Source organism: Ramlibacter lithotrophicus (assembly GCF_012184415.1).
Taxonomy (GTDB): domain Bacteria; phylum Pseudomonadota; class Gammaproteobacteria; order Burkholderiales; family Burkholderiaceae_C; genus Ramlibacter; species Ramlibacter lithotrophicus.
The window spans coordinates 246,576-272,360 of sequence record NZ_VTOX01000001.1 but is presented as its reverse complement, the minus strand read 5'-3'; the positions used below and the strand labels follow the sequence as shown (position 1 = coordinate 272,360).

Here is a 25,785-nt window from a genome sequence, read left to right as displayed (position 1 = left end):
CGGCGCGGTGACCTGCAGCCATTGCGCATACGCCGCGGACCGACGCATCAATTTTCAGGCTGTTCTTTCGCGGCTTTTGCGAAACTTCCGCGGCTTCTGCGTTCGGCTGTCCAGCGTGCGCCGTCAGAGCCCCAGTGACGCGAGAATGCCCTCCACCCGCTTCGTCACGTCCGCGTCCATCGTGATCGTCCGGCCCCACTCGCGCTGGGTCTCGCCCGGCCACTTGCTGGTCGCGTCCATCCCCATCTTGCTGCCCAGGCCGCTCACCGGCGACGCGAAGTCCAGGTAGTCGATCGGCGTGTGCTCCACCAGCATGGTGTCGCGCGCCGGGTCCATCCGCGTCGTCATCGCCCAGATCACCTCGCGCCAGTCGCGCACGTCCACGTCCTCGTCGACCACGACGATGAACTTGGTGTACATGAACTGCCGCAGGTGGCTCCACACCCCCATCATGACGCGCCGCGCATGCCCGGGGTAGGCCTTGCGGATGCGCACCAGCGCCATCCGGTAGCTGCAGCCCTCGGGTGGCAGGTAGAAGTCGAGGATCTCCGGGAACTGCCGCTGCAGCAACGGCACGAACACCTCGTTGAGCGCCATGCCCAGCACCGCCGGCTCGTCGGGCGGCTTGCCGGTGTAGGTGGAGTGGTAGATGGCGTCGCGCCGCATCGTGATGCGGTCGATCGTGAACACGGGGAACGACGCCTGCTCGTTGTAATAGCCCGTGTGGTCGCCGAACGGGCCTTCCAGCGCGTGCTCGAAGCCGCTCGGGTGGCCTGGGTCCGGCTGGATGTGCCCCTCCAGCACGATCTCCGCGCCGGCCGGCACGCTCAGGCCGCTGCCCAGGGCCGACGCGACTTCGGTCTTGCTGCCGCGCAGGAGGCCTGCGAACTGGTATTCGGACAGCGCATCGGGCACCGGCGTCACCGCTCCCAGCAGCGTCGCCGGGTCGGCGCCGATCGCCACGGCCACCGGATACGGCTGGCCCGGATTGGCGATGCAGTGCTCGCGGAAATCGAGCGCGCCGCCGCGGTGCGCCAGCCAGCGCATGATCACCTTGTCGCGCGCGATCACCTGCTGGCGGTAGATACCCAGGTTCTGGCGCGGCTTGTTCGGCCCGCGCGTGATGACCAGGCCCCACGTGATCAGCGGCGCGGCGTCACCGGGCCAGCAGTACTGCACCGGCAGGCGCGCCAGGTCGACTTCATTGCCTTCCCGGACGATCTCCTGGCACGCCGGCGAACGCACTTCGCGCGGCGCCATGTTCCACAGTGTCCTGAGCAGGTGGCTGCCCAGGCCCATCGCGTCCTTCAGGCCCTTGGGCGCTTCCGGTTCCTTCAGCGACGCCAGCACTTCGCCGAAGGCCCGCAGCTCGCGCACGTCGGCCACGCCCATGGCGCGCGCGACGCGCTGCGTGGTGCCGAACAGGTTGGCCAGCACCGGCATGTCGTGGCCGGTCGCGTGCTCGAACAGCAGCGCCGGGCCGCCGGCGCGCAGCACCGGGTCGGCGATCGCCGTCATCTCCAGGTGCGGCGACACGGGCTCGGCGATGCGCCGCAGTTCGCCGGCCTCTTCCAGTTGCGCGATGAAGTCGCGCAGGTCGCGATATCCCATTCAATCCTCGCCGGCCGCGACCGACCAGCGGCCCGACAACTGGTGCGGCACGTCCAGCAGGTCCAGCACCCGCGCCACGCTGGCGTCGATCACGTCCTGCACGCTCTGCGGCCGCAGGTAGAAAGCCGGCAGCGGCGGCGCGACGATCGCGCCCATCTCGGTCACCGCCACCATGTTGCGCAGGTGCGCCAGGTTCAGCGGCGTCTCGCGCACCATCAGCACCAGCCGTCGCCGCTCCTTGAGCATGACATCGGCCGCGCGCGTGATCAGGTTGTCCCCCAGCCCGTGCGCGACCGCCGCCAGCGTGCGCATCGAACACGGCGCGACCACCATGCCGTCGCAGTGGAACGAGCCGCTCGCGATGGCGGCCCCGATGTTGCGCACGTCGTGCACATGGTGGGCGAACGCCTCGATGGCCTCGCGCGCCAGCCCTTGTTCGATCTCCAGGTTGCGCCAGCCGGCATCGGAGACGACCAGGTGGGTCTCGATGCCCGGGCTGCCTTGCAGCACCTGCAGCAGCCGCGCGCCGTACACCGCGCCGGTGGCCCCGGAGATGGCCAGGACGATGCGCCGCCGCGCGGCCGCCGCGCCGCTCATTCCGGGCGGCTTTCGCCCGGGCGGCGCGGCCCGATGCCGGGCCCGCGCCAGTGCGGTGCGAGCCGCGCCAGGACGCGATGCGGGGCCCAGCGATGCCATTCGAGCACCGGCATCTCCAGCGCATCGAGCGTGTTCTTCACGACCAGCCCCAGCTCGGTATCGCCTTCCATCGACAGGCGCCGGCTGAAGAACAGCGTGTCCGGGTCTTCGCGCCGCTGCGCCAGTTGCAGGAAGTCATAGGCGCTGGCGCCGATGGTGAGGTCCACCGGCCCACCGGCGCTGCGCGGCGCGAAGCCGCTGCCCGACCACGTGAAGTCGAAGGTCAGCTGGGCGTCGCGCACGTGGATCCGCAGCTTCTTGCCGGCGAGGATCTGGCGAACGTCCTCCGGCAACTGGTCGGCCAGGCCGACGTTGAGCGCCGCCACCAGCATCACGGAGCCGGGATAGGCGGGCAGGCGCCCGAGCAGCGCCCCCAGCGGCGGCGGGACGAGGTGGGAGGTCGATGTTTCCATGGTTCTTTCCTGCAGTTTCGCACCTTCAGGCCACGTGCAGCAGCACCGTGAGGAAATGGCAGGTGCTGCCGCCCATCACGAACAGGTGCCAGATGCCGTGCCCGTGGCGCACCGTGCGGTCGCGCACGTAGAAGACGATTCCGGCCGTGTACAAGGCACCGCCGGCGAGCAGCCAGGCAAAGCCCTCGGGCTGGAGGGCGATCCACAGCGGCCAGGCGGCGACCAGCGCCAGCCAGCCCATGACGAGATAGATCGCCATCGACAGCATGCGCGCCCCGCGCGCGAGCCACAGTTCCTGCACCACGCCGACGATCGCCAGCCCCCAGACCGTCCCCAGCAGCGACCAGCCCCACGCGCCGCGCAGGGACACCAGTGCGAACGGCGTGTAGCTGCCCGCGATCAGCAGGTAGATGCTGCAATGGTCGAACTTGCGCAGCACCGCCTTGGCCCGTCCGCGGGTGCCGTGATACAGCGTCGAAAAGACGTACAGGGCGAACAGCATCGCCGCGTAGATGCTGAAGCTGACGATCTTCCACGGATCGCCGATCCGCGCCGCGAGCACCACCAGCGCCGATCCGCCGGCCAGGGCCAGCGCCGCGCCGATCAGGTGACTGATGCTGTTGAACCGCTCACCGTGGTCCATGCCCTACGCCGGCGCGCCCTGCTCCAGTCCGGCGCGTCCGTGCCAGTACCCGTTGCAGCCGGCGGCGGGCATCAACGCCTCCAGCCTGCGCACGGCTTCGGCCGGGGCGATGGCGCGGCGCCGCGCCGCGTCGAAGACGGCGATCACGTCCTGCGTGTCGATCGACTGCGGGCTCAGCCGCACCACGTCGACGCCGATCTCGTCCATGGCCGCGAGCTGGTCGACCAGGTTGTAGACGCGCGCGGACTGCGTCTGGATGCCGTTGAGCACCAGGAACTGCTCGCCCTCGCGCGTCCTGAGCATCAGGCCGTCGGGATCTTCCATGCAGCTGAAGCGGCAGTCGTCCTTGGGCAGGTCGTGGTGGCGCGCCGTGAAGCAGCGCGCGGAGAACGCGAGCGGCATGCGGCCGTACGAGAAGACTTCGGTCTGCAGGCCATCCGGCCGCTCGCGCTGCAGCAGCGCCAGGTCGTCGCGCTTCATCTCGAGCGGGATGACCCAGCGGCTGGCGCCCAGCCCGGCCAGCCACTGCAGCGTCGGCTGGTTGTAGATGTTCAGGTGCGGCCCGGCCACGAAGGGCGCCTTGCCGGCGAGGCGCTGCACCGCTCCCATGTCGTTGGCCTCGACCAGGAACTCGCCGTTGCCGGCGACCTTGTGCATGGTGGCCACGTCGCTGCCCGATTCCAGCAGCACCTGCGTCGAGAGCACGACCTCCTTGCCGGCTTCGGCGAGCTTGCGGGCGATCTCCAGCCAGTCGGCCAGGCGCAATTCGTGGCGGCGCGAACAGACCGTCTCGCCGAGGTAGACGATGTCGACCGGCGTCGCGCCGATCGCCTCGTAGAAGCGGAACACCGTGTTGCGCGGCCAGTAGTACTGCAGTGGGCCGAGGGAAAGCTTCATCATGTCGTGGCCCCTACTTCCAGGGCCGGTGATAGGCGCCCAGCGTGTGCTGCTGGCCTTCGGCCACCTGGTCCAGGCTCGCCATCCACGCGCGCTTGGGCGCGTAGCGGTGCGCGTTCGCGCGGCAGCTGTCGATCGCCTCGCGCCACACCCGCGTCACCTGCGCCACGTACGCGGGGCTGCGCTGGCGGCCCTCGATCTTGATCGCCTTCACGCCGATCTTGAACAGCTGGGGCAGCAGTTCCAGGGTGTTGAGGCTGGTGGGCTCTTCCACCGCGTAGTAACTCTGTTCCTGGCCGACGTCGAAGCGGCCCTTGCACAGCGTCGGGTAGCCGGCGTTCTCGCCGTGCGCGTAGCGGTCGATCAGCACGCCGTTCAGGCGCGACTCGAGGCCGGTGGGCGTCTCCTGCCAGCGCACGGCCTTGGCCGGCGAGCACACGCCATGCGTGTTGGGCGACTCGCCGGTGACGTAGGACGACAGCTGGCAGCGGCCTTCGACCATCACGCACAGGCTGCCGAAGCCGAACACCTCGCATTCGACCGGCGTCTTCTCGATCAGCTGCTCCACCTGCTGCAGCGACAGCACGCGCGGCAGCACCGCACGCACGATGCCGAACTGCTCCCGGTAGAAATTGATCGCGTCGTAGTTGGTCGCCGAGCCTTGCACGGAGAGGTGCAGGCGCAGCTTCGGATGGGTCTTCGCGGCGTACTGCATCAACCCCGGATCGGCCAGGATGACGGCGTCCACGCCGAGGTCCACCGCCTTGTCGAGGCCGGCACGCCACATCGCGGGGTTGGCCGCCTGCGGGTAGGTGTTGAGCGCCATGAACACCTTGCAGCCGTGCTCGTGCGCGTAGCGGATGCCGGTGGCGATCGCGTTCTCGTCGAAGTTGAGGCCGGCGAAGTTGCGTGCGTTGGTCGCGTCGCGCAGGCCGAGGTACACGCAGTTGGCGCCGTTGTCGACGGCCGCCCGCAGCGCGGGGAGGCTGCCGGCGGGACACACCAGTTCCGGCGCGGCGGTGGAGTTCGTGGATGTCATGGCGGTCAAGCACCCAACCATATCCGCGTCGGCAATCCGGGCGCATGATCCGCGTCAAGACATGCGCAGAACGGCGTGAAGCCCCTCGCGATGGCAAGGTCATCGACGATCTCGCGCGGCGATCAGGCCGGCCGCCGGCCCGCTTCCGAGTCCGTGCGCCACATGCGCGCCACCGCACCGATGAGCTCGTGCGGCTTGAGCGGCTTGGTCAGGTGCGTATCGAAACCAGCCTGGAACGCGCTCGCCTCGTCCTCGGCGCGGGTGAAGGCCGTCAGCGCGATCGCGGGCAGCCGTTGCCGGCCGGCGGGCGTCTCCTGGCGCACCAGGCGCATCAGCTCGTAGCCGTCGCGGCCGGGCAGGCCGATGTCGCTCACCAGCACGTCGGGCCAGCAGTCGCGCAGCAGGCGCATCGCTCCCTCGAAATCATGCGCGCAGCGCACCCGCGCGCCGCGGTCGCTGAGGATCATGCGCAGCATCTCGCAGGCGTCCTCGTCGTCTTCCACGACCAGCACGTCGACCCCTTGCAGCACCTTGTCCGCCAGTTCCGGCGCCTGCCCCGCGGAGACGGCCACCGCGGCGGCCGGCGCCTGGGCCGGTGCCATCGGCAGTTCCACCCGCATCGTCGTGCCCTGGCCGACGCCGGCGCTTTCCACGGCCACCGAGCCGCCGTGCAGTTCCACGAGGTGCTTCACGATCGACAGCCCGAGCCCGAGCCCGCCGTGGTAGCGGTTGCCGGGCGAATCCCCTTGCGTGAAGCGGTCGAACAGTTGGTCCATGAACTCGGGATGGATCCCCTGCCCGAAGTCCTGGACCACCAGGCGCAGCCGGCCGCCGCTCGCGTGCAGCGACACGTCGATCACGCCGCCCCGGGACGAGAACTTGATGGCGTTGGTCAGCAGGTTCCAGAAGATCTGCTGGAAGCGGGCCGGGTCGATCCAGGCGCGGCCGAGGTCCGGACCGACGTCCAGGTGGACCGCCAGCTTCCTTTCCCCGAGCGAATCGCGCAGCGACGTGACCGAGGCGCTCACCAGTTCGCCCGGGTCGGCCCACTCCTGCTCCAGCCGCAGCTTGCCCGAGTTGATGCGCGAAACGTCCAGGATGTCCGAGATGATGCGCGCCTGCGTCTTCACGCTGCGGTCGATCGCATCGAGCCCCTTCAGCAGCTCGGGCGTGCCGCCGCGCCGCTTGAGGATGTGCACCCAGCCGACGATCGAGTTGAGCGGCGTGCGCAGCTCGTGCGACAGCACCGCGATGAAGTCGTCCTTGGTGCGGCTGTGGCGCTCGGCGAGCGAACGCGCGGCCTGCTCCCGCTCCAGCATCTCGCGCCGCTGCTGCTCCAGTTGCGCGCGGCCGGAAATGTCGAGGGCGATCCCGATGCGCAGTCCCGGCTCCACGTGGTGCGAGATGCGCCACTCCAGGTGGACCCGGCCGCCGGCGGCGTCGAGCAGCGCAAACTCGCCGCTCCAGGGCTGCCCGGCGTCGGCGCTTTCGCTGGTGTGCCGGGCGACGAACTCGACCCACTCGGGCGGGGCGAAATCGCTGACGGCGTGACCGAGCAACCCCCCGCCCGGACGTCCGAGCAGGCGCTCCATGGCGGGATTGACGTCGGCGAACCGCCCTTGCGCATCAAGCAGGCACACGCCGCTCTGGGCCTCGCTGTAGATCGCGCGAAAGCGCGTCTCGCTGCGGCGCAGGCCGTCCTCGGCCATCCGGGCCCGGATCAGCGCCTGCAACGTGGCCACCAGCACCGCCGGCTCGGCGGGGTGGATCAGGTATGCGTCGGCGCCGGCGTTGAAGCCGGCGACCCGGTCCTCGCTCTTCGCATAGATGGCCGACAGGTGCACCACCGGCAGCAAGGCGGTTTCCGGCTGCGAGCGCAGCTTGCGGCACACGTCGAAGCCGTTGATGTCCGGCAGGTCCACGTCCAGGACCACGGCGGACACGCCGCTGCGCGCCATCTCCAGCGCCTCCCCGCCGGTGCCCGCCTCGGCCGTCCTGAAGCCGGCGGCGCGCAGCACGCGTGCCGTGGAATAACGGGTGGCGGGGTTGTCGTCGACCACCAGCAAGGTGTGCGCGCCGCGGTCGATGGTGGTGTTGATCACATCGCTCGAAGATTCCATCTCACGCCTCCTTCGCTTCGGCAGGCTTGAGCTGCACCGGGATGGTCACGGTGAACGTGGACCCCTTGCCCAGTTCGCTCTCGAGGCCGACGCTGCCGCCCAGCAGCTGCGCCAGCCGCTTGCTCAGGGACAGGCCGAGGCCCGTGCCGCGCAGGCGCTTCTGGATCGGCGAGTCCAGCTGCGCGAAATCGTGGAACACCGCGCCATGATGCTCCGGCGCGATCCCGATCCCGGTGTCGGCAACGGCGAAAGTCACCATGTCGCCGTCGGCGCGGTACGCGCAGACGCGCACCTCGCCGTGCTGGGTGAACTTGAGCGCGTTGGAAATGTAGTTGCGCAGGATCTGCGACAGCTTCTGGTGGTCGGTGTAGAGCTTCGGGATGTCCTGCGGCTCCTCGAACACCAGCACCACGTCGGGGTTGGTGAGGATCGGCTTGAACATGCCGCGCAGCGCGGTGAACAGGTCCACCATCTCGAACCACGCCGGCGAGATGTCGACGCGGCCCGCCTCCACCCGTGCCAGGTCCAGCAGGTCGTCCACCATCGCCGCGAACTCGGTGGCCGTGTCCTGGATGAAGACCACCTGCCGCTCCTGCTCCGGCGTCAACGGGCCGTCGAGGCGGTCGGTGAGCAGGCGGGCAATGCTGCGGATCGCGTTGATCGGCGTGCGGAATTCATGGCTCATGTAGGCGAGGAACCGGCTCTTGAGCTCGGTGGCTTCGCGCAGGCGCTCGGCCTGGGCGTCCAGCTCGCCATACAGCGCGACCACGCCGCGGTTGGTCTCCTCGAGCTCCGCGCGCAGCGCGTCGAGCTCGCGCCGGGCCGCCTCGAGGTCCTCGGCCCCTGCCGGGCCGGGCACGTCCTGCTGGGTCATCGTCAGCCTTTGCGCCGCAGCACGACCACCGTCGCGTCGTCGCGGCCCCGGAAATGATCCCGCACCAGCACCGCCGCGATCAGCGCGGGGTCATGGGCGAGCAAGGGGTGAATGAGTTGCGGCGCCCAGCGCCCTTCGACGCCGTCGCTGTACAGCACGATCGCGGCATGCGGCGGCCAGTCGGCACGCACCTCCTGCAGCCGCCGCATCTGGACGCCGATGGTGCCGTGTTGCGACAGCAGCGTCCGGTCGTGGTCGCCGGCGACGATGCGCACCGTGATGTTGCCGGCGCCGGCGGACCGGATGCTGCCGTCGGCGCCGTCGGCCTGCAGCGCCGTGACGGCCGCGCCGCGGGTGCTTCGCAGTTCGCGGTGCGCTTCTTCCAGCGTTGCCCGCAGGTCGCCGTGCGGATCGCGCGCAAACACGTCGACCGCAGCCTGCGCCGCGGCCGCCGCCTCGGGCCCGTGCCCGAGGCCGTCGGCCAGCAGCACGGCCGCACGGCCGCCGTCCAGGCTGGCGGTCCAGCCGTCGCCGCAGACAATCTCGCCCGGCGCGCACACCGCCACCGCACCGAGCTCCAGGCCGCGGCCACGCGCCGGCAGCAGGCGCTGCCGCGCCAGCCGCGCGAGGACCACCGTGCCTTGCGGCACCGACGAGTGGATGTCGAAGACGTCCGCCAGCCGCCGCACGGCGCCAAGGCCGGTGCCCGGCGTGCTGCCGGTGGAAAATCCATCCCCCAGGCACTGCGCGACGTTCGAGATGCCGGGCCCCTTGTCGATGGCGAGCACCTCGATCTCGCCCGACTGCGGCCGGGCGGCCACCAGCAGGCGGCCCTTGTTGGCGTGGCGCAGCAGGTTGGAGCCGAGTTCGGTGACGACCAGGGCCAGCCGGCCCGCGTCCACCTCGTCCCAGCCCAGGTCCCTGGCCTGCGCCGCGGCATGGCGCCGCGCCTCGCCGATGCGGCTCGCATCGTCGACCGGAAACGCGACGTGGACCCAGCCCGCGATCATTTCCACCGGGTGACGCTCACTCGGGTGCCGGCGCCCGGCGCCGATTCGATCTCGAACTCGTGCACCAGCCGCTTGCTGCCGGGCAGGCCCAGGCCCATGCCCTTGTTGGACGTCCACCCGTCGACCAGCGCCTGCTTCACGTCGGCGATGCCCGGCCCCTGGTCCTCGAAATGCAGCCGCAGGCCCATGCGCGGTCCCTGCTGGATGGTCTCCCACCTGACCTGGCCGCCGCCGCCGTGCACCAGCGTGTTGCGCGACAGCTCGCTGGCGGCCGTCACCATCTTGGTCTGGTCCACCAGCGAGAACTTCAGCTCCTGCGTGAGCGTGCGCACCAGCTGGCGGCAGGCGACCACGTCCTGCTCCGACCGGATCGGCCGGGTACCACCGGGTTCATGCGGCACGGGACGCTCCCTTGCGGGAGTGCGCCAGCATCTCCATGCCACGCTCGACGTTCAGGGCCGTCTTCACGCCTTCCAGCGACAGCCCCAGTTCGACCAGCGTGATCGCCACGGCCGGCCGCATGCCGACGACGACGGTCACCGCGTCGAGCACGCGCGCGATGCCCGAGATGCTGGCCAGCATGCGGCCGACGAACGAGTCGACGATCTCGAGCGCGGAGATGTCGATGACGACGCCGTGGGCCGCGGTCTGCGCGATCTTGTTGGCCAGGTCGTCCTGCAGCGCCAGCGCCATCTGGTCCAGCATGTCGACCTGGATGGTGACCAGCAGCGTCTGGCCCATGCGGAGAATCGGGATGCGGTCCACGCTCAGGCCGCCTGCGCCACGATGCGCCAGCCGGTGCGCTCCAGCGCGAGGGCGAGCGCGTCGGCCAGCGTGGCCTTGGTCATGATCCCCTGCAGGTCGATGCCCAGGTGCACGATGGTCTGCGCGATCTGCGGCCGGATGCCGCTGATGATGCAGTCGGCGCCCATCAGGCGGATCGCGCTCACGGTCTTGAGCAGGTGCTGCGCGACCAGCGTGTCCACCGTCGGCACGCCGGTGATGTCGATGATGGCGAGTCCGGACTCGGTCTCGACGATCTTCTGCAGCAGGGCCTCCATGACCATCTGGGTGCGGCTGCTGTCCAGCGTGCCGATCATCGGCACCGCCAGCACGCCGGTCCACAGCTTGATCACCGGCGTCGACAGCTCCAGCAGTTCCTCCTGCTGGCGCGTGATCACGGCTTCGCGGGTTTCCTGGTAGGTGGTCACCGTCAACTGCGCCATCTGGTCGACCAGCGCCGAGATCGCCCAGACGGTGTCCATCAGCAGCGCGGGGTCGGCAGCCAGCCGCTTCTGTGCCAGCGCCAGCAGCGGGCGCTTGAAGGCCAGCACGAAACGGCTGGTATCGCCGGCCTTCTGGCCCTGCGCGGCGCGCGAGCTCGAAAGTGCCTGCAGCGAATGCGTGAGGTCGGCCCATCGCTCGTCGCGCAGGACGGCCGGGTCGGCCCCGGCGCGCAGGCCGGCGCGGAATGCGCGCAGCAACTGCGTGGCTTCGTCCGTGACGGCGCGGCGGCGCGACTCGGGGACTCCGCTCTCCTTGATCCATTCGTCGAGAATGCCGGACTCCTCCTCGGACACGATCGCGAGCAACGCTTCCTGTTCCCTCTTCATTACGGCCGACCCTTTCCTGTCGTTCAAAACAATGCGGGCGCAGGTGGGATGGACACCGGGCGCCCGCTCGCGGGGATCGATTCTAGAAGCGCGGCACGGCCTCGCACGCCAGAAGCAGCGGCGCCAGGCACTTTATTTGCCACGGCGTAGGACGGCGCCGACGTGCGTAGGAAACGCCTGACGCGATCCGGCTTTCCGGGGGGCCGGCACGCGGTATCAGAGCGCGCCCGGATGGATCTTCTGCAGCAGCTCGCGCGCAATCGCCTCGAGTTCGCGCGCGAGAGCGCTGGCGAGCCGCGCCGGCTCCGCCTGAGTGCGCGCCGCGGCCCAGAACGGCGCCAGGCGGTCGCGATGGACCTCCACCCCGGCCACGACGTCGGCCGGCCACGACGCCGGCAACTCTCCCATGCCGCGGTCGTGATGCACCACCGCGAGATAGCGCAGCAGCGCCGCCTCGGCGAGCGCGTGCAGCATCTCGTCGCTCAGTTGAACGTGCGTCGCGCCGCCCGGCGTGGCGCGATTCTTCCAGGCCGCGGCAAGGTAGCCCGCGCCGCCGCCGACCAGCGCGCCCAGCGCCGCGGCCGCGCCCAGCGTGAGCCCGCCCACGAGCAGGTCGACCGACGCGCCCATCGCCGCGCCGGTGGCCGCGCCCGCCATCCCGGCCTGCCGCCCTTCCACCGCGTGCTGCACGACGAACTTCTCCTGCAGCCGGTGCTGCAGCGTCACCGCGTCGGTCACCTCCAGCCCGTGCAGTTCCCGCACCCGCGTGAACATCTGGCCGGCCGACACGTCGAGCCGCTGCACGACTTCGTCCATCGCGGCCTGCCGCGCGCCGGCCTGCGCCTGCCGCTCCGCGGGCAGCAGGCTCTTGATCGACAACGCGCCGGCCGGCACCTCCTGCGCCTGCCGCGCAGCGAACAGGAGGTGCTCCGCGACGGCGGTCATCGCGCGATGCAGGCGCAGCTCGTTGCGCTGTTGCCAGGCGACGACGATCCGCTCGAAGCCGGGCCGGTCCTCGTCGGACAGGCAGCGGCCGACCGCGTCCAGCAGCACGCGCTCCTGGACCCAGCAGCGGCCGAATTCACCGAACGAGAGGACGCCGGCCACCAGCGGCTGGCCGCGCGCCAGGTCGGCGCTGGCGACGGCGGCACCGGGCCGGGCCGCGGCCTCGCCGCCCGGCGGGTCGACCAGGACCAGCACCGGCTTGCCGAGCCACTGCAGCAGCGGCGCCCCCGCTGCGACGTCCGCCGGCTCGCGCACCACGTGCAGCACCACGTCGTTCTCGCGGCGCGCGAGCGACAGTGCGGTATCCGCGTCGCCCGCCGCTTCCTCTCGCGCGAGCACCCGGCGCCGCAGCCCCGACAGCCACCCGCCGGCCCCGTCCTGCCGCGGCGGTTGCCGGCCGGACAGGTCGAGCAGCTGCAGCACGTCGCCCTGGGGCGTGCGGATCAGCGTGTCGCCGGCCGCCGGCTCCTGCGCCAGCACCCGCAGCAGCGCCTCGCTATCGGTGGCGCGGTGCGTCACCAGGCCCAGGTGCACGCGCGCGGCGCTCAGCAGCGACAGCACGCGCCGGTAATACGGATCGTCGACCTCGATCGGCACGCGCCGGGCCAGCACGCGCTCACGCCAGTGGCACCAGGCCGCGAGCAGCATCCGCGGCAGCACCACCACCACGGCCAGCAGCGCCACGTACATGAGGACCCAGCGCGCGCCGCCCAGGGCGCCGCCACCGGCGCTGAATCGCAGCGACGCCACCTCCTGCACCGAAAAGGGCTCGAACGGAAACAGCAGGAGCGCCGGCACGCGCAGCAGGCTCAGGATCGCGTGCACCTGGCCGGCCTCGAGGAAGGTGCTTTCCCAGCCGACGCGGTACTCGACCACCAGCCCGCGCGCCAGCAGCGACAGCCCGACCCCCACCGCCCAGCCCGCGGCAGCGAGGTGCAGCACCTTCTTCACCCGGACGACGGACAAGGCCTGGCTCGCGCGCTGCCAGCGCAGGTGGAAGAATGCCGCCACCTCCACGCCGGCGCGCGCGCCCCCGCGGCGCCAGTGCAGCAGGCCCTCGGCGCGGCGGCGGCGCGCCTTCGCGCCGGCCCGTGGACGGCGGCGCCCGAGCGCCCAGCCCAGGAGCAGCGCCAGGTACGCGGCCAGGTTCCAGCCGACGATCGCCAGCAGCGGCAGCGACACGAGGTCGACGCGGTGCGGATTGGCGACGACGTCCGTCAGCACGCCCATGGCCACCGCCGCCAGCGGCAGCCCGATCGTCAACCAGCCGTGCCACGAACCCGGGTCCTGCAGCGCGGCTACCGCCGGATGACGCGCCTCGACGGCCGCGACGACGCGCTGGGCCCGCAGGTCGAGGAAGCGTTCGGGCGCGATCACCGGCTCGGTCGCGCCACCGGGCAGGGCGGCCTCGCGCGCCTGCGCGTCGATCTGGTCGCGCTCGCCCTGGCCGAGGAGCCGGCCCTGGCCGTCGCCGGCCTCGATCGCATGCGCCAGGATCACGCGTCGTGCCGCGCGTTCGTGCATGCTCATCCGTGTCGGCTCTTGCATCGGGACGATTATGTGCGCCCGCTCGGGGCGAGGCCCCGCGCCGCGGCGCCGCGGCCCTCGTTTTTGGTGTAGCTTCGCAGGGTGAACTTGCGCCCCCCAGCTCCCATTCTCCTGGTCGACGACGCCCCGGCCAACCTGCTGGCCCTCGAAGCCGTGCTCCAGACACTGGGCGAGCCGCTGGTGCGTGCCGGGTCCGGCCAGGAAGCGCTGCGGCGCCTGCGCGACGCCGATTACGCCGCGGTGCTGCTCGACGTCCGCATGCCGGGCATGGACGGCTTCGAAACCGCCCGCCTGATCCGCGCGCAGCGCCGCTCGCGCCGCACGCCCATCATCTTCATCACGGCCGACGCCTCCGACCTCTCGGTGGAGGAGGCCTATGCGATCGGCGCAGTGGACTTCCTCACCAAGCCCATCGTGGCGCCCGTCCTCAAGGCCAAGCTCGCGTTCTTCGTCGAGCTGCACCGCAGCCGGCAGGAACTGCAGGCGGCCGAGCGCAAGGCGGTGCAGGACCGTGCGTTTCTGTCCGCCGTGCTGGAGGCCGTCGAGGACGGCATCGTGGCATGCGGGCCGGACGGCCGGCTGACCCTGTTCAACCGCGCGACGCGCGAGTTCCACGCGATGGACTTCGAGCCGGTCGGCGCCAGCAACTGGTCGCAGCAGTACGACCTGTACGGCCCCGACGGCGTCACGCCGCTGCGGCCGGAGGAAGTGCCACTGCACCGGGCGCTGGGCGGCGAGGTGGTGCGCAACGTGGAACTGGTGATCGCCCCGCCGGGCGGCAAGGCGCGGCACCTGCTCGCCAGCGGGCAGCCGCTTTACGACGAGGCCGGGCACAAGCTCGGCGCGGTGGTGTCGATGCACGACGTCTCGGCGCAGCGCGAGGCCGAACAGGCCCGCGAGGCGGCCATCACGGAACAGACCCGCCGCGAGGAAGCCGAAGCCGCTGCGGAGCTGATCCGCGAAAGCCGCGAGCGCCTGCGCGAAAGCGAGCAGCGGGTGCGGCTCGCGACCGAAGCCGCGGGCCTGGGCGTCTGGGTGTGGGACCTCGGCAGCGACCAGCTCACCTGGGAGAACGAGCGCCTGTTCGAGATCTTCGGCCTCACCGGCGCGGCGCGCGGCAGCCTGGAGCCGGGCCGCCTCGGCGACCGCCTGACGGAACTCGCCCATGCCGACGACGCCGACGCCTGCCGCGCCGCGCTGCTGCGGACCGCGCGGACCGGCGAGCGCCTGCGCTTCGAAGGCCGGTTCTTCCGCCGCAGCGACCGGTCGCTGCGCTGGATCGAGCTCACCGGCATCCTGCAGCCGGCCCAGGATGCGACGCCGGCGCGCGTGCTCGGTACGGCCGTGGACATCACGGACCGCAAGCACGCCGAGGACGAACTGCGCCGCAGCGAGGAGCGCTACCGCGCATTGATGGAGTCGCTGGACGAAGGGTTCTGCGTCATCCAGATGCTCTACGCCCCGGACGGCCGCCCGGTCGACTATCGCTTCCTGCAGGTCAATCCCGCCTTCGAGAAGCACACCGGCATGGTCGGCGCCGTCGGCCGGACGATGCGGGAGATCGCTCCCGAGCATGAGGCCCACTGGTTCGAGATCTACGGCCGCGTCGCGCGCACGGGCGAGCCCGTGCGGTTCGAAAACGAGGCCCGCGCCCTCGGCCGCTGGTTCGACGTCTACGCCACGTGCACCGACCGGGCCACTGGCAAGGTGGCGCTGCTGTTCACCGACATCACGGAACGGCGCCGCTCGGAGGAAAGCCTGCGGCGGCTGGCGGCGGAACTGGCGGAAAGCGACCGGCGCAAGACCGAGTTCCTGGCCACGCTGGCGCACGAGCTGCGCAACCCGCTGGCGCCGATCTCCAACGGACTGCAACTGCTGCGCATCGCCGACGGCGATGCGGAGGCCAAGGAGCGGGCACGCAACATGATGGAGCGGCAGTTGCGGCACCTGGTGCGGCTGGTCGACGACCTGCTGGACATCGCGCGCATCTCCAGCGGCAAGGTCGAACTGAAGAAGGAGCGGACGGCGCTCGACGCCATCCTGGGCAGCGCCGTGGAAAGCAGCATGCCGCTGCTGAACGCGGCCGGCCACCAGCTCGACGTGAACATCGCCGAGCCGGGCCTGCAGCTGGTGGCCGACGGGACGCGACTGGCGCAGGTGGTCAGCAACCTGCTGAACAATGCCGCCAAGTACACCCCCGACGGCGGGCGCATCGAGCTCGCGGCGCGCCGCGACGGCGAGGAGGTGGTGATCTCGGTGACCGACACCGGCATCGGCATCGCCGCCGAGGCGCTGCCGCAGGTGTTCGAGATGTTCACCCAGGTCGGCCGGCACCGCGAACGCTCGCAAGGCGGGCTGGGCATCGGGCTGGCGCTGGTGCGCCGGCTGGTGGAACTGCATGGCGGCAGCGTCACCGCGCACAGCGCCGGCGTCGGCCGGGGCAGCACGTTCACGGTGCGCCTGCCGGTCGGCGCCGGGGCGGCGGCGCCGCTGCCGCAGGTGCCGGCCGCTTCCGCCGCGGCCGAGGCCGCGCCGGTGTTCCGCGTGTTGGTGGTGGACGACAACGTGGACGCCGCCGAGAGCCTGGCGGCGCTGCTGGAACTGGACGGCCACGATATCCGCGTCGCCCACGACGGGGACTCGGCGATCGCGCAGGCCGCCGAGTTCCGGCCGGAAATCGTGTTCCTCGACATCGGCATGCCCGGCAAGGACGGCTACGAGGTGGCGCGCGAGCTGCGCCGCGATCCGCGCAACCGCGACACCATGCTGGTCGCCCTCACCGGCTGGGGCGCGCAGGACGACCGCGCGCGCTCCAGGAGCGCCGGGTTCGACCATCACCTGACCAAGCCGGCGGAGCTGCCGGCGGTGGAAGCGCTGCTGGCGAAGATGGCCGGGCGGCGGCAGGAGACCTCCGCCGCTTGAGGCGCGATGCGCCGGCCGTCAGCGCGCCCGCGGGGGCTTGGCGGCCCCGGTGGGGCGCGGCGGCAGCCCGGTGTGCTGCGTCAGCAGCCGGCCCTTGGCCGGCGTGGCCGGTTTGGCCGGCGTCGAATTCTTCCTGCGCGCGCTCTCGTAGCAGCCGCCGGTGACCGGCTGGAAGGCCGGCACCAGCTGGTGCTTGCCGCTGCCGATCAGGTCCGCGCGGCCCATCGCCTTCAGAGCCTCGCGCAGCAGCGGCCAGTTGTTGGCGTCGTGGTAGCGCAGGAAGGCCTTGTGCAGCCGCCGCCGGCGCTCGCCGCGGACGATGTCGACGCCTTCGCTCTCGCGTCCGACCTTGCGCAGCGGGTTCTTGCCGGTGTGGTACATCGCCGTCGCGCTCGCCATCGGGCTCGGGTAGAACGCCTGCACCTGGTCGGCGCGGAAGCCGTTCTTCTTGAGCCACAGCGCGAGGTTCATCATGTCCCCGTCGGTCGTGCCCGGATGCGCGGCGATGAAGTACGGGACCAGGTACTGCTTCTTGCCGGCCTCGGCGCTGTACTTGTCGAACAGCACCTTGAACCTGTCGTAGTTGCCGATGCCCGGCTTCATCATCTTGGACAGCGGCCCCTGCTCGGTGTGCTCGGGCGCGATCTTGAGATAGCCGCCGACGTGGTGCTGAACCAGTTCCTTCACGTACTCGGGCGACTGCACCGCGAGGTCGTAGCGCAGGCCCGATCCGATCAGGATCTTCTTGATGCCCTTGAGCTGCCGCGCCCGGCGGTAGATCCTGATCAGCGGCCCGTGGTCGGTCTTGAGGTTCTGGCAGATGCCCGGATAGACGCAACTGGGCTTGCGGCAGGCGGCCTCGATCTCGGGGCTGCGGCAGCCCAGGCGGTACATGTTGGCCGTCGGTCCGCCCAGGTCGGAAACGACACCGGTGAATCCGGCAACCTTGTCGCGCATCTCCTCGATCTCGCGGATCACCGAGTCCTCGCTGCGGCTCTGGATGATGCGGCCCTCGTGCTCGGTGATCGAGCAGAAGGTGCAGCCGCCGAAGCAGCCGCGCATGATGTTCACCGAGAAGCGGATCATTTCCCACGCGGGGATCTTCGTGGCGCCGTAGTGGCCGCCCTGCTCGTCGGCATACCGCGGGTGCGGGCTGCGCGCATACGGCAGGCCGAACACGTGGTCCATCTCCGCGGTGGTCAGTGGAATGGGCGGCGGATTGAGCCACACGTCGCGGTCGCCGTGCGCCTGCACCAGCGCCCGCGCGTTGCCGGGGTTGGTCTCCAGGTGCAGCACGCGGTTGGCGTGCGCATACAGCACCGGGTCGGCCTTGACCTGCTCGTACGACGGCATGCGGATGACGGTGCGGTCACGGGGCGGGGGTCGCTTCCGTTCTCCCTCCGCTGCTGGAGCAGCGTCGGTCTGGACGCTCTTGACTGTTGCTCCCTCCCCCGCTGGGGGAGGGTTGGGGTGGGGGCTGCCCGCCGTCAGATTGGGATTGGGCATGAAGATGAGCGGCCGCTCGTTGCCCCCACCCCCGCCCTCCCCCGGAGGGGGAGGGAGTGAAGAAGAGCCGTCCTCCTTCGCGCACGTCGTTCCCTGCCCCGCCGCCTGCTCCGACGTCGTCTGGTAGGGGTTGACGTGGTCTTCCACGCGGCCGGGCTGGTCCACCGTCGTCGAATCGATCTCGAACCAGCCTTCCGGGCTCTGGCGCTGGATGAACGCGGTGCCGCGGATGTCCGTGATCCGCTCCACCGGCTCCCTGGCCGCCAGGCGATGCGCGATGTCGACGATCGCGCGCTCCGCGTTGCCGTACAGCAGCAGGTCGCACTTCGAGTCGACCAGGATCGAGCGCCGCACCTTGTCCGACCAGTAGTCGTAGTGCGCGATGCGGCGCAGGCTGCCCTCGATGCCGCCGAGGACGATCGGCACGTCCTTGTAGGCTTCGCGGCAACGCTGGCTGTACACGATGCCGGCGCGGTCCGGCCGCTGGCCGGCCACGTCGCCGGGCGTGTAGGCGTCGTCGCTGCGGATCTTGCGGTCGGCGGTGTACCGGTTGATCATCGAATCCATGTTCCCCGCCGTGACGCCGAAGAAGAGGTTCGGCTTGCCCAGCGCCTTGAACGGCTCGGCGCTCTGCCAGTCCGGCTGCGCGATGATGCCGACGCGAAATCCCTGCGCTTCGAGCACGCGCCCGATCACGGCCATGCCGAAGCTCGGATGGTCCACGTACGCGTCGCCGGTGACGATGACGATGTCGCAGCTGTCCCAGCCGAGCTTGTCCATCTCGGCGCGGCTCATCGGCAGGAACGGGGCCGCGCCGAAGCGGGCCGCCCAGTACTTGCGGTAACTGGTGATCGGCCTGGCGGCGCGCGCGAAAAAGGAAACGTCGACGGGGGCGTTCATCGGGGGTCTTCGGGGGAACCTGCCATTCTAGGCGGGCAGCCCGTTTCCAGCCGCCGTCATGGGTACTCCGGCTGCGTCTTCCGCCGCCCGGTCACTGCGCTTCCGCGGCGCACTGCGCCTGGACGTTCGCGATGAGCGGCAGCACGTCGTCCGCGCGTTCATGGCGGGCCATCAGCGCCAGGCACAGCATCGACAGGAACAGTTGGGCCCGCTCTTCGCCGACGGCGGCCAGCGACTGGCACAAGGTGGTGTAACTGCGGTCGAGGTCCTGGTCGGTCATCAGGCAAGTTCCTTCTCGTTCATTGCGGCCAGCAGCGCCGCCGGGTCGAGGCCGCGCCAGCGACCCATCACGTAGCCATCCGGGCGCACCAGCACCAGGCCCTGCGCCGGGCCCGCGGGCAGGCCGTATCGTTCGCGCGCCTGGCCGAGGCGATCGGCCTCGGGCGGGATGTCCAGCACGGCCAGGCCGTGCCCGGTGAGCTCGGCCACCGCCTCGGGCAGGGGCCCGTCGCCGAACACCAGGCACACGAATTCCTTGCCGAAGCACTGCGTCAGGTGCATGTCGCCGTGCGGCGCGGAAAGCAGCGCCTCGGGCGCCGGCATGCCCGGTGCCGCCAGGGCGCTGGTCCATTCGCCTTGCTGGGGAATGTTGAGCGGGGAGGCGGCGTAGGCGGCCGGCGCCGTCTGCCGCGGATTGATCAGCGAGCGAACGGACGGATCCGACACCGCCAGCCGCAGCACGGCCTCGCGCATCAGCCGAAAGGCGAAATTCGGCGGCGCCATGAACTCGGTGCTCTTCGCGCCGTAGGCGATGTTCTCGTGCGTGGCCGGCACGCGCTCGGCCGAATAGCTGTCCAGCAGCGCATCGGGCGCGCTACCCTCGATGACCCGGGCCAGCTTCCACGCGAGGTTGCCCGCGTCGTCCAGACCCGAATTGAGGCCGCGCACGCCGAAGATCGGCACCAGGTGCGCGGCGTCGCCGGCGAAGAACACGCGCCCGTGCCGGTAGTCGCGCAGCGTGAGGCACTTGGCGTTGTAGATCGAGATCCACAGCGGCTCCCACGGTTCGTCCTCGCCGATCATTGCCAGATGGCTGCTCACGCGCGGCAGCACGTTCTCCGGCTTCACGGCCTCGGCGGCATCCTCGTCGTCGCGGATCTGGTAGTCGATGCGCCACACGTCGCCGGGCTGGCGGTGCATCAGGATGGTCGATCCCGGATTGGACGGCGGGTCGAACCACGCGAGCCGCTCCACCGGCCGCTTCGTCTTCTGCACGAGGTCGACGATCACGTAGCGGCCTTCGTACTGCGTGCCTTCCAGCTGCAGCCCCAGCTGCTCGCGCACCGTGCTGCGGCCGCCGTCGCAGGCGACGAGCCAGTCCGACAGCGCGGTTTCGCTGCCGTGCGGCCCCTCGATGTCGACTTCCACGCCGTCCGTGCGCGGCCGCACCGCGCTCACCCGGCTCGCCCAGCTCACCGTCGCAAGCTGCGGCGCGTGCTGCAGCGCCTCGTGCACGAACCGCTCCACGTGGTACTGCTGGATGTTGATCATCGGGGCGAAGCGCTGCGTCGGCTCGCTGGGCATCCGGAACTGCAGCACCTCGGTGTCGCGCCAGAAGCTGCGCCCGCCGGTCCACGGCAGGCCGGTGCGGACCAGCGCCTGCTGCGCACCGGCCCACGCCAGGATTTCCTGGGAGCGGCGCGAGATGCAGATGGCCCGGCTGCCGGTGCAATAACCCTCGTCGGCTTCGACCACCCGGCTGCGCACGCCATGTCGCGCCAGCAGCGCCGCGAACGCGAGGCCGACGGGGCCGCCGCCCGCGATCAGCACGGGCCAGCGTCGATCCGAAGCGGCGGAGTTTCCAGTCACCAGGCAAGGTCTCCCGCAACCAGTCTGGCGCCCGAGCGCGGGGGCGGCGGGTGACTCACCGGCCGCGCAGGCGCAGCTGGCCGCGGATCTCGCCGGCCGGGTGGGCCGCCGAGTGGATGTTGACGTACCAGCGGCCGGCCGCGAGATCGGCGACCTGCTGCGGGGTGAGTGACGCCTGGCCGCGGATGTCCAGGCCGAGCGGCCCGGTGAAGGGCACCACGACCGGCGCGTTCTGCCCCGCCGCGGCCGGCCCGTGGATGTGGGCGCCGGTCGGCGGGCCCGAGAGCCCGCTGAACGTGACCTTCCAGGTGACCAGGTTGCGCATCGTGTCCAGGTGGACTTCGGCCATGCCCCTGGCCGGCGTGGCGACGGCCGGGACTTCCTCGGCCCCGGTGAGCGTCGCCTCGTAGATGTCGACCCGCTGCGAGGGGCGCAACTGGCCGCAGCCCGCGACGGCGAGCGACAGGGCGCCGGCGGCGCAGGCGGCGCGCAGGAAGGTATGACGGTTCATCGGCCTGGTCCTTGAGTGTCGGGGGAACTGCCGATTGTGGGCAGGCACACGCACGCCGCCCGTAGGACGGCGCCGACGCGCCTGCACCGTCGGTGCGGGCTCAGGCCTTGTCCCTGGGCGGTTTTCCCTTGGCCGCGTCCAGTTCCCACGGGCTCGCCTCCACGTTGGGGCCGTCCGGATACGACTGCGGGCCCTTGCGGATGCCAGGCTTCGGCTGGCCGCCGGGAACGCCGGCGGGCATGTCGGCGCCCGTGAGCGACTCGCTGCCGCTCGGCGCATCCTCCTGCGACGCTTCCTCGCCCAGGGTGGTGTGGGTGGGATCGCTGGCGTGGTTCTCGTTGCTGCCGTGGGCCGGGCCCCGGCCGATGCTGGTGTTGCTCATCTGGAAGGCTCCTTGGTCCTGATCCCAAGGTAGCGCCGCCGTCCCGGCGGCGATGTAGGACGCCGGCTGCAATCGGTGGAACCGCCGGGGCGCGGCGCCGCGACCGACGCTACAGTGCCGCATGAGCTCACCCACCTGGCACGCAGACGACCTCACCGCATTCGCCACGCAGCTGCTGCAGGCGGCAGGCCTGTCGCACGACAAGGCGCAAGCCGTCGCCGGCATCCTCGTCGAGGCCGACCTCATGGGGCACAGCACGCATGGCCTGGCCTTGCTCGCGCCCTACCTGGCGGAGCTGGAGTCCGGTTCCATGACGCGCGAAGGCGAGCCCGAGGTCGTCGCGGACGCGCCCGCTGCGCTGACGTGGGACGGCCGCCGGCTGCCAGGACCCTGGCTGGTGCTGCGGGCGATGGACGCGGCAACCGAACGCGCGAAGCGCTGCGGCACCGGCACCGTGGTGATCCGCCGCAGCCATCACATCGCGTGCCTCGCCGCCTACCACGAGCGCGCGACGCGCCAGGGGCTCCTGATGCTGCTGGCCTGCTCGGATCCCAACGTCGCCAGCGTCGCTCCGTTCGGCGGTCTCGATCCGGTGTTCACCCCGAACCCCATCTCGGCCGGCATCCCGACGCCTGGCCTGCCGGTGGTCGTCGACATCTCGACCTCGGCGACGACCAACGGCCTCACCAACCGGCTGCACCAGGAGGGCCGGCGCCTGCCGGCGCCCTGGGTGATCGATGGTCGTGGCCGTCCGAGCGACGATCCGGCCGTGCTGTTCGACGAGCCCAAGGGCACCATCCTGCCGCTCGGTGGCATGGATTCCGGGCACAAGGGCTACGGCCTGACGCTGCTGGTCGAGGCGCTCACGGGCGGCCTGGCCGGCCATGGCCGCGCCGATCCGCGCGAGGGCTGGGGCGCCACCGTGTTCATGCAGATCATCGATCCGCGCGCCTTCGCGGGCATCGATGCCTTCACGCGGCAGACCGGCGCCGTGACGCAGCGCTGCCGCGCCTCGCGTCCCGCGAACGCGGGTACGCCGGTGCGCACGCCGGGCGAGCATGGCCTGCAGCTCGCCGCGCAGCAGCGCGCGCAGGGTGTGGCGCTCTATCCGTCGATCATGCCGGCGCTCGAGGCGTGGGCAGGCAAGCTCTCGGTGCCGCTTCCGCCACCAGCGGACTTGTAATGCGGGCCGCCGGACGCCGCATTCAGCGGTTCAGGTCGGCACGGGCCGCGACCGCGCCGCCCGCAAGCGGCGCAGCAGCACCGGCGCGAACCACACCAGCATCGTGACCGCCGCCAGCCCCATCGCGATCGGGCGCGAGAAGAACGCGCCCAGGTCGCCGTTGGACTTGATCATCGAGGTGATGAAGTTCTCCTCCAGCATCCCGCCCAGCACCACCCCCAGGATCGCCGGCGCGATCGGGAACCCGTTGGCCTCCAGCAGGTAGGCCACGACCCCCGCCGCCAGCATCACGCCGACGTCGAACGGCGTGTTGTTGATCGCGAACGTGCCGACGATGCAGAACAGCAGGATCGTCGGCATCAGCACGTTGCGCGGCACGAGCAGGATGCGCTTGGCCACCTTGATGCACAGGATGCCCAGCGGGATCATGATGAGGTTGGCGATGATGAACAGCATGAACACCGCATAGATGTTCTGGGGGTTGGTGGTGAAGAGCGTCGGCCCCGGATTCATGTTCTTCATGTACAGCACACCGATCACGATCGCCGTGATCGAGTCGCCCGGGATGCCGAACACCAGCGCCGGAATCCAGGCACCCGCCAGCGAGCTGTTGTTGGCGGCGCCCGATTCGACGATGCCCTCGACGTGCCCGGTGCCGAACTTGTGCGGCTCCTTCGAGAACTTCTTGCTCATCGCGTACGAGATCCAGGCGGCCATGTCGGCCCCGGCACCTGGCAGCGCGCCGACCGCGGTGCCGAGCGTGCTGCCGCGCAGGATCTGAAGCGGGTACTGGCGGGCCAGTCGCCACTGTCCCCTGAGCACGTTCCCCACCTTCTCCACCACCAGGTCGGGCGGCGGGCTGGTGTCGACCACGTAGCGGATGATCTCCGAGATGGCGAACATGCCGATCATCATCGGGATCATGCCGATGCCGCCCATCAACTCGTTGTTGCCGAACGTGAAGCGGGGGAAGCCCGCCGGGTTGCCCAGTCCCACGCACGCGACCAGCAGCCCGAGCAGCAGCGTGACGATGCCCTTCAGCGGGTTGCCCGACGTGATGAACACGGCGCAGGTCAGGCCCAGCAGGACCAGCCAGAAGTACTCGAACGAGCTGAAGTTCAGCGCGAAGCTGGCCAGCGCCGGCGCGGCGACGATCAGGACCACCGTACCGAACAGGCCGCCGATCGCGGAGAACACCAGTCCCGCGCCGAGCGCCTTCTCGGCCTGGCCCTTGCGCGTCATCGCGTAGGCCTCGTCGGTGTACGCAGCCGAGGCCGGCGTGCCCGGAATACGCAGCAGGCAACCGGGAATGTCACCGGCAAAGATCGCCATCGCCGTGGCCGTGACCATCGCGGCGATGGCCGGGATCGGCGGCATGAAGAAGGTGACCGGCACCAGCAGCGCCGTCGCCATCGTGGCGGTGAGGCCCGGCACCGAGCCCACGAACAGGCCGAACAGCGAGGCGCCGATCATCACCATGATGGTGTACGGCTCGAACACCATCGCGAACGCCTGGGTCACGGCAGTCAGCATGCAGCGGATTCCTTCAGCGCGCGCGGTGCGCCGTCACCAGGCATAAGGCGCCAGCACGCCCCATGGCAAGGGCACGCGCAGCAGTTTGTAGAAGGCGAAGTGGATCGCGAGCGACACCACCGCGGCGAGCAGGACCGCCCGGGGTACCGGCACGCGCAGCACGCCGAACAGCAGCAGCAGGATCAGCGCAGCCGTCGGCAGGAAGCCCAGCAGGTCCGCCGCGGCGATGTAGAACAGCACCGACCCGAGCAGCACGGCGAGCGCGGCGCCGTGCCGGGGCGACCGCACCCAGTTGTCCCAGGCCAGCCATGGCTGGCCGGCCTGCCGCCGCAGGCCCTGCACCACCAGCAGCACGCCGGCGATGCACAGGCCCGCCGCAATCAGTCCGGGAAACAGCGCCGGGCCGACCGGCTGCCCGGGGATCTTCGGGAAGCCCTGCACCCCGAACAGCACGGCCACGCCCAGGGCCAGCAGCGCCAGCCCGAAGATCGCGTCGTTGAGTTTCACGCCGGCCGGTCTACTTGACCAGGCCGACGGCCTTCATCGTGACGCCCATCTCGGCATCCGACTTGGCCATGTACTTGCCGAACTCCTCGGGCGGCGCGTAGATCACGCCATAGCCGCGGCTGGCCATGAACTCGTTGTACTCCTTGCTGGCCGCGATCTTCTTCACCGAGGCGGCCAGCTTGTCGCGGATGTCGTTGGGCAGGCCCTTGGGCGCGACGATGCCGCGCCATGCGGCCATCGTCCAGTCGCTGCCGGTCGCCGACTTGAGCGTCGGTACGTTCGGGTACAGCGCCGACGGCTTGTCGTTCATGATCGCCAGGCTCTTGACCTTGCCCGCGTCGATCAGCGAGCGCGCTTCGGGCAGGGAGACGGGAGCGATCTCGATGCCGCCGGCCACCATGTCCTGCAGCCCGGGCGCGGCGCCGTTGCTCGGCACCCAGGGCACCGACGCCGGATCCATCTTGAGGTCGCGCAACATGCCGGCCAGCGCCAGGTGCCAGATGCCGCCCTGCCCCGTGCCGGACGCCTTGAACTTGCCCGGATTGGCCTTGATCGCGGCCAGCAGGTCGTTCACGGTCTTGTACGGCGCGTCGGCGCGCACCTGGATGCCCGCCGGATCGGCATTGACCAGGCCGATCGGCGTGTACGACGCGCCCGACAACTGGGTCAGGCCCTGCCAGTGCATCATGCCGATTTCCACCGTGGCCAGGCCGATCGTGTAGCCGTCCGGCGGCGCCGAGGCGATGGCCGCATGACCCACCACCCCGCTGCCGCCGGTGCGGTTGACGACGTTGACCGGTTGCCCCAGGTCCTTTTCCATCAGGCTGCCGATGATCCGGGCGGTGGCGTCGGTGCCGCCGCCGGCGCCCCACGGCACGATCAGCGTGATCGGGCGCGTTGGGTAGTTCTGGGCGGCAGCCGGCAGCGCGGCGGCGCCGAGCGCCAATGCGGCGGCCGCGGCGGCAAGCAGTGAACGGCGGGAACGGGTGACCATGCGAGTCTC

The 25,785-nt window shown here is 70.7% G+C and carries 23 protein-coding genes; 2 read left to right on the top strand and 21 right to left on the bottom strand.

The features are described 5' to 3' along the window. Positions 1–123 precede the first annotated feature (123 nt). The 13 genes from ubiD to RAMLITH_RS25615 form a co-directional block, all read right to left on the bottom strand. Positions 124–1,611, bottom strand: a complete 1,488-nt coding sequence (gene ubiD, locus RAMLITH_RS01315; RefSeq protein WP_168105530.1) for a 4-hydroxy-3-polyprenylbenzoate decarboxylase — start codon at positions 1,609–1,611, stop codon at positions 124–126. Next, complete coding sequence (locus tag RAMLITH_RS01310) at positions 1,612–2,208, bottom strand: UbiX family flavin prenyltransferase (protein ID WP_168105529.1); 597 nt, start codon at positions 2,206–2,208, stop codon at positions 1,612–1,614. Beyond that, positions 2,205–2,720, bottom strand: coding sequence for a ubiquinone anaerobic biosynthesis accessory factor UbiT (ubiT, locus tag RAMLITH_RS01305; protein ID WP_168105528.1), 516 nt, complete (start codon positions 2,718–2,720; stop codon positions 2,205–2,207). The genes RAMLITH_RS01310 and ubiT overlap by 4 nt, the downstream gene beginning before the upstream one ends. 25 nt (positions 2,721–2,745) lie before the next feature. Continuing rightward, a complete protein-coding gene (gene trhA, locus RAMLITH_RS01300; RefSeq protein ID WP_168105527.1) occupies positions 2,746–3,363 on the bottom strand; it encodes a PAQR family membrane homeostasis protein TrhA in 618 nt (205 codons plus the stop codon). 3 nt (positions 3,364–3,366) lie between these two features. Next, positions 3,367–4,260 carry a U32 family peptidase gene (locus RAMLITH_RS01295; RefSeq protein ID WP_168106400.1) on the bottom strand — a complete coding sequence of 298 codons (894 nt, stop codon included), beginning with the start codon at positions 4,258–4,260 and terminating at the stop codon, positions 3,367–3,369. Between the two features lie 13 nt (positions 4,261–4,273). After that, positions 4,274–5,299, bottom strand: a complete 1,026-nt coding sequence (gene ubiU, locus RAMLITH_RS01290; protein ID WP_181017733.1) for a ubiquinone anaerobic biosynthesis protein UbiU — start codon at positions 5,297–5,299, stop codon at positions 4,274–4,276. Positions 5,300–5,421: 122 nt separating this feature from the next. After that, complete coding sequence (locus tag RAMLITH_RS01285; protein WP_168105525.1) at positions 5,422–7,419, bottom strand: hybrid sensor histidine kinase/response regulator; 1,998 nt, start codon at positions 7,417–7,419, stop codon at positions 5,422–5,424. Position 7,420: 1 nt separating this feature from the next. Next, positions 7,421–8,293: a sensor histidine kinase gene (locus RAMLITH_RS01280; RefSeq protein WP_168105524.1), complete on the bottom strand. Its 873-nt coding sequence runs from the start codon at positions 8,291–8,293 to the stop codon at positions 7,421–7,423. Between the two features lie 2 nt (positions 8,294–8,295). Next, the gene (locus RAMLITH_RS01275) at positions 8,296–9,303 is read right to left on the bottom strand and encodes an ATP-binding protein (protein ID WP_168106399.1); all 1,008 of its coding nucleotides are present in this window, start codon (positions 9,301–9,303) and stop codon (positions 8,296–8,298) included. Next, positions 9,300–9,704, bottom strand: coding sequence for an ATP-binding protein (locus tag RAMLITH_RS01270; RefSeq protein WP_168105523.1), 405 nt, complete (start codon positions 9,702–9,704; stop codon positions 9,300–9,302). The genes RAMLITH_RS01275 and RAMLITH_RS01270 overlap by 4 nt, the downstream gene beginning before the upstream one ends. Then, positions 9,694–10,068: an STAS domain-containing protein gene (locus RAMLITH_RS01265; protein WP_168105522.1), complete on the bottom strand. Its 375-nt coding sequence runs from the start codon at positions 10,066–10,068 to the stop codon at positions 9,694–9,696. Before RAMLITH_RS01265 ends, RAMLITH_RS01270 begins: the two co-directional genes overlap by 11 nt. Positions 10,069–10,070: 2 nt before the next feature. Then, complete coding sequence (locus RAMLITH_RS01260; protein ID WP_168105521.1) at positions 10,071–10,916, bottom strand: STAS domain-containing protein; 846 nt, start codon at positions 10,914–10,916, stop codon at positions 10,071–10,073. Positions 10,917–11,132: 216 nt separating this feature from the next. After that, on the bottom strand, positions 11,133–13,469 hold the full coding sequence (locus RAMLITH_RS25615) for a DUF3482 domain-containing protein (protein WP_238343971.1): 2,337 nt from the start codon (positions 13,467–13,469) through the stop codon (positions 11,133–11,135). An 81-nt stretch (positions 13,470–13,550) separates the two neighbouring features. Here RAMLITH_RS25615 and RAMLITH_RS01250 point away from each other — a divergent pair, with 81 nt between their 5' ends. Then, complete coding sequence (locus RAMLITH_RS01250; RefSeq protein ID WP_168105520.1) at positions 13,551–16,391, top strand: response regulator; 2,841 nt, start codon at positions 13,551–13,553, stop codon at positions 16,389–16,391. 18 nt (positions 16,392–16,409) lie between these two features. On the opposite strand, the gene RAMLITH_RS01245 is transcribed toward RAMLITH_RS01250, so the two are convergent. From RAMLITH_RS01245 to RAMLITH_RS01225, 5 genes are all read right to left on the bottom strand, one after another. Further along, a complete protein-coding gene (locus tag RAMLITH_RS01245) occupies positions 16,410–18,797 on the bottom strand; it encodes a YgiQ family radical SAM protein (RefSeq protein WP_168105519.1) in 2,388 nt (795 codons plus the stop codon). 91 nt (positions 18,798–18,888) lie between these two features. After that, positions 18,889–19,077, bottom strand: coding sequence for a hypothetical protein (locus RAMLITH_RS01240; RefSeq protein ID WP_168105518.1), 189 nt, complete (start codon positions 19,075–19,077; stop codon positions 18,889–18,891). Next, on the bottom strand, positions 19,077–20,669 hold the full coding sequence (locus RAMLITH_RS01235) for an FAD-dependent oxidoreductase (protein WP_168106397.1): 1,593 nt from the start codon (positions 20,667–20,669) through the stop codon (positions 19,077–19,079). Before RAMLITH_RS01235 ends, RAMLITH_RS01240 begins: the two co-directional genes overlap by 1 nt. A gap of 52 nt (positions 20,670–20,721) precedes the next feature. Further along, complete coding sequence (locus RAMLITH_RS01230; RefSeq protein ID WP_168105517.1) at positions 20,722–21,177, bottom strand: CHRD domain-containing protein; 456 nt, start codon at positions 21,175–21,177, stop codon at positions 20,722–20,724. 100 nt (positions 21,178–21,277) lie between these two features. Continuing rightward, positions 21,278–21,559 carry a hypothetical protein gene (locus tag RAMLITH_RS01225; RefSeq protein WP_168105516.1) on the bottom strand — a complete coding sequence of 94 codons (282 nt, stop codon included), beginning with the start codon at positions 21,557–21,559 and terminating at the stop codon, positions 21,278–21,280. Between the two features lie 121 nt (positions 21,560–21,680). Here RAMLITH_RS01225 and RAMLITH_RS01220 point away from each other — a divergent pair, with 121 nt between their 5' ends. Next, the gene (locus RAMLITH_RS01220) at positions 21,681–22,742 is read left to right on the top strand and encodes an Ldh family oxidoreductase (protein ID WP_168105515.1); all 1,062 of its coding nucleotides are present in this window, start codon (positions 21,681–21,683) and stop codon (positions 22,740–22,742) included. A gap of 30 nt (positions 22,743–22,772) precedes the next feature. Here RAMLITH_RS01220 and RAMLITH_RS01215 read toward each other — a convergent pair whose 3' ends face one another. The 3 genes from RAMLITH_RS01215 to RAMLITH_RS01205 are packed head-to-tail and all read right to left on the bottom strand — an operon-like array spanning position 22,773 to position 25,776. Then, positions 22,773–24,275 (bottom strand): tripartite tricarboxylate transporter permease, encoded by a 1,503-nt coding sequence (locus tag RAMLITH_RS01215; RefSeq protein ID WP_168105514.1) that lies wholly within the window; start codon positions 24,273–24,275, stop codon positions 22,773–22,775. 33 nt (positions 24,276–24,308) lie between these two features. Beyond that, on the bottom strand, positions 24,309–24,782 hold the full coding sequence (locus RAMLITH_RS01210; RefSeq protein WP_168105513.1) for a tripartite tricarboxylate transporter TctB family protein: 474 nt from the start codon (positions 24,780–24,782) through the stop codon (positions 24,309–24,311). A 10-nt stretch (positions 24,783–24,792) separates the two neighbouring features. Then, a complete protein-coding gene (locus tag RAMLITH_RS01205) occupies positions 24,793–25,776 on the bottom strand; it encodes a tripartite tricarboxylate transporter substrate binding protein (RefSeq protein WP_168105512.1) in 984 nt (327 codons plus the stop codon). Positions 25,777–25,785 lie beyond the last annotated feature (9 nt).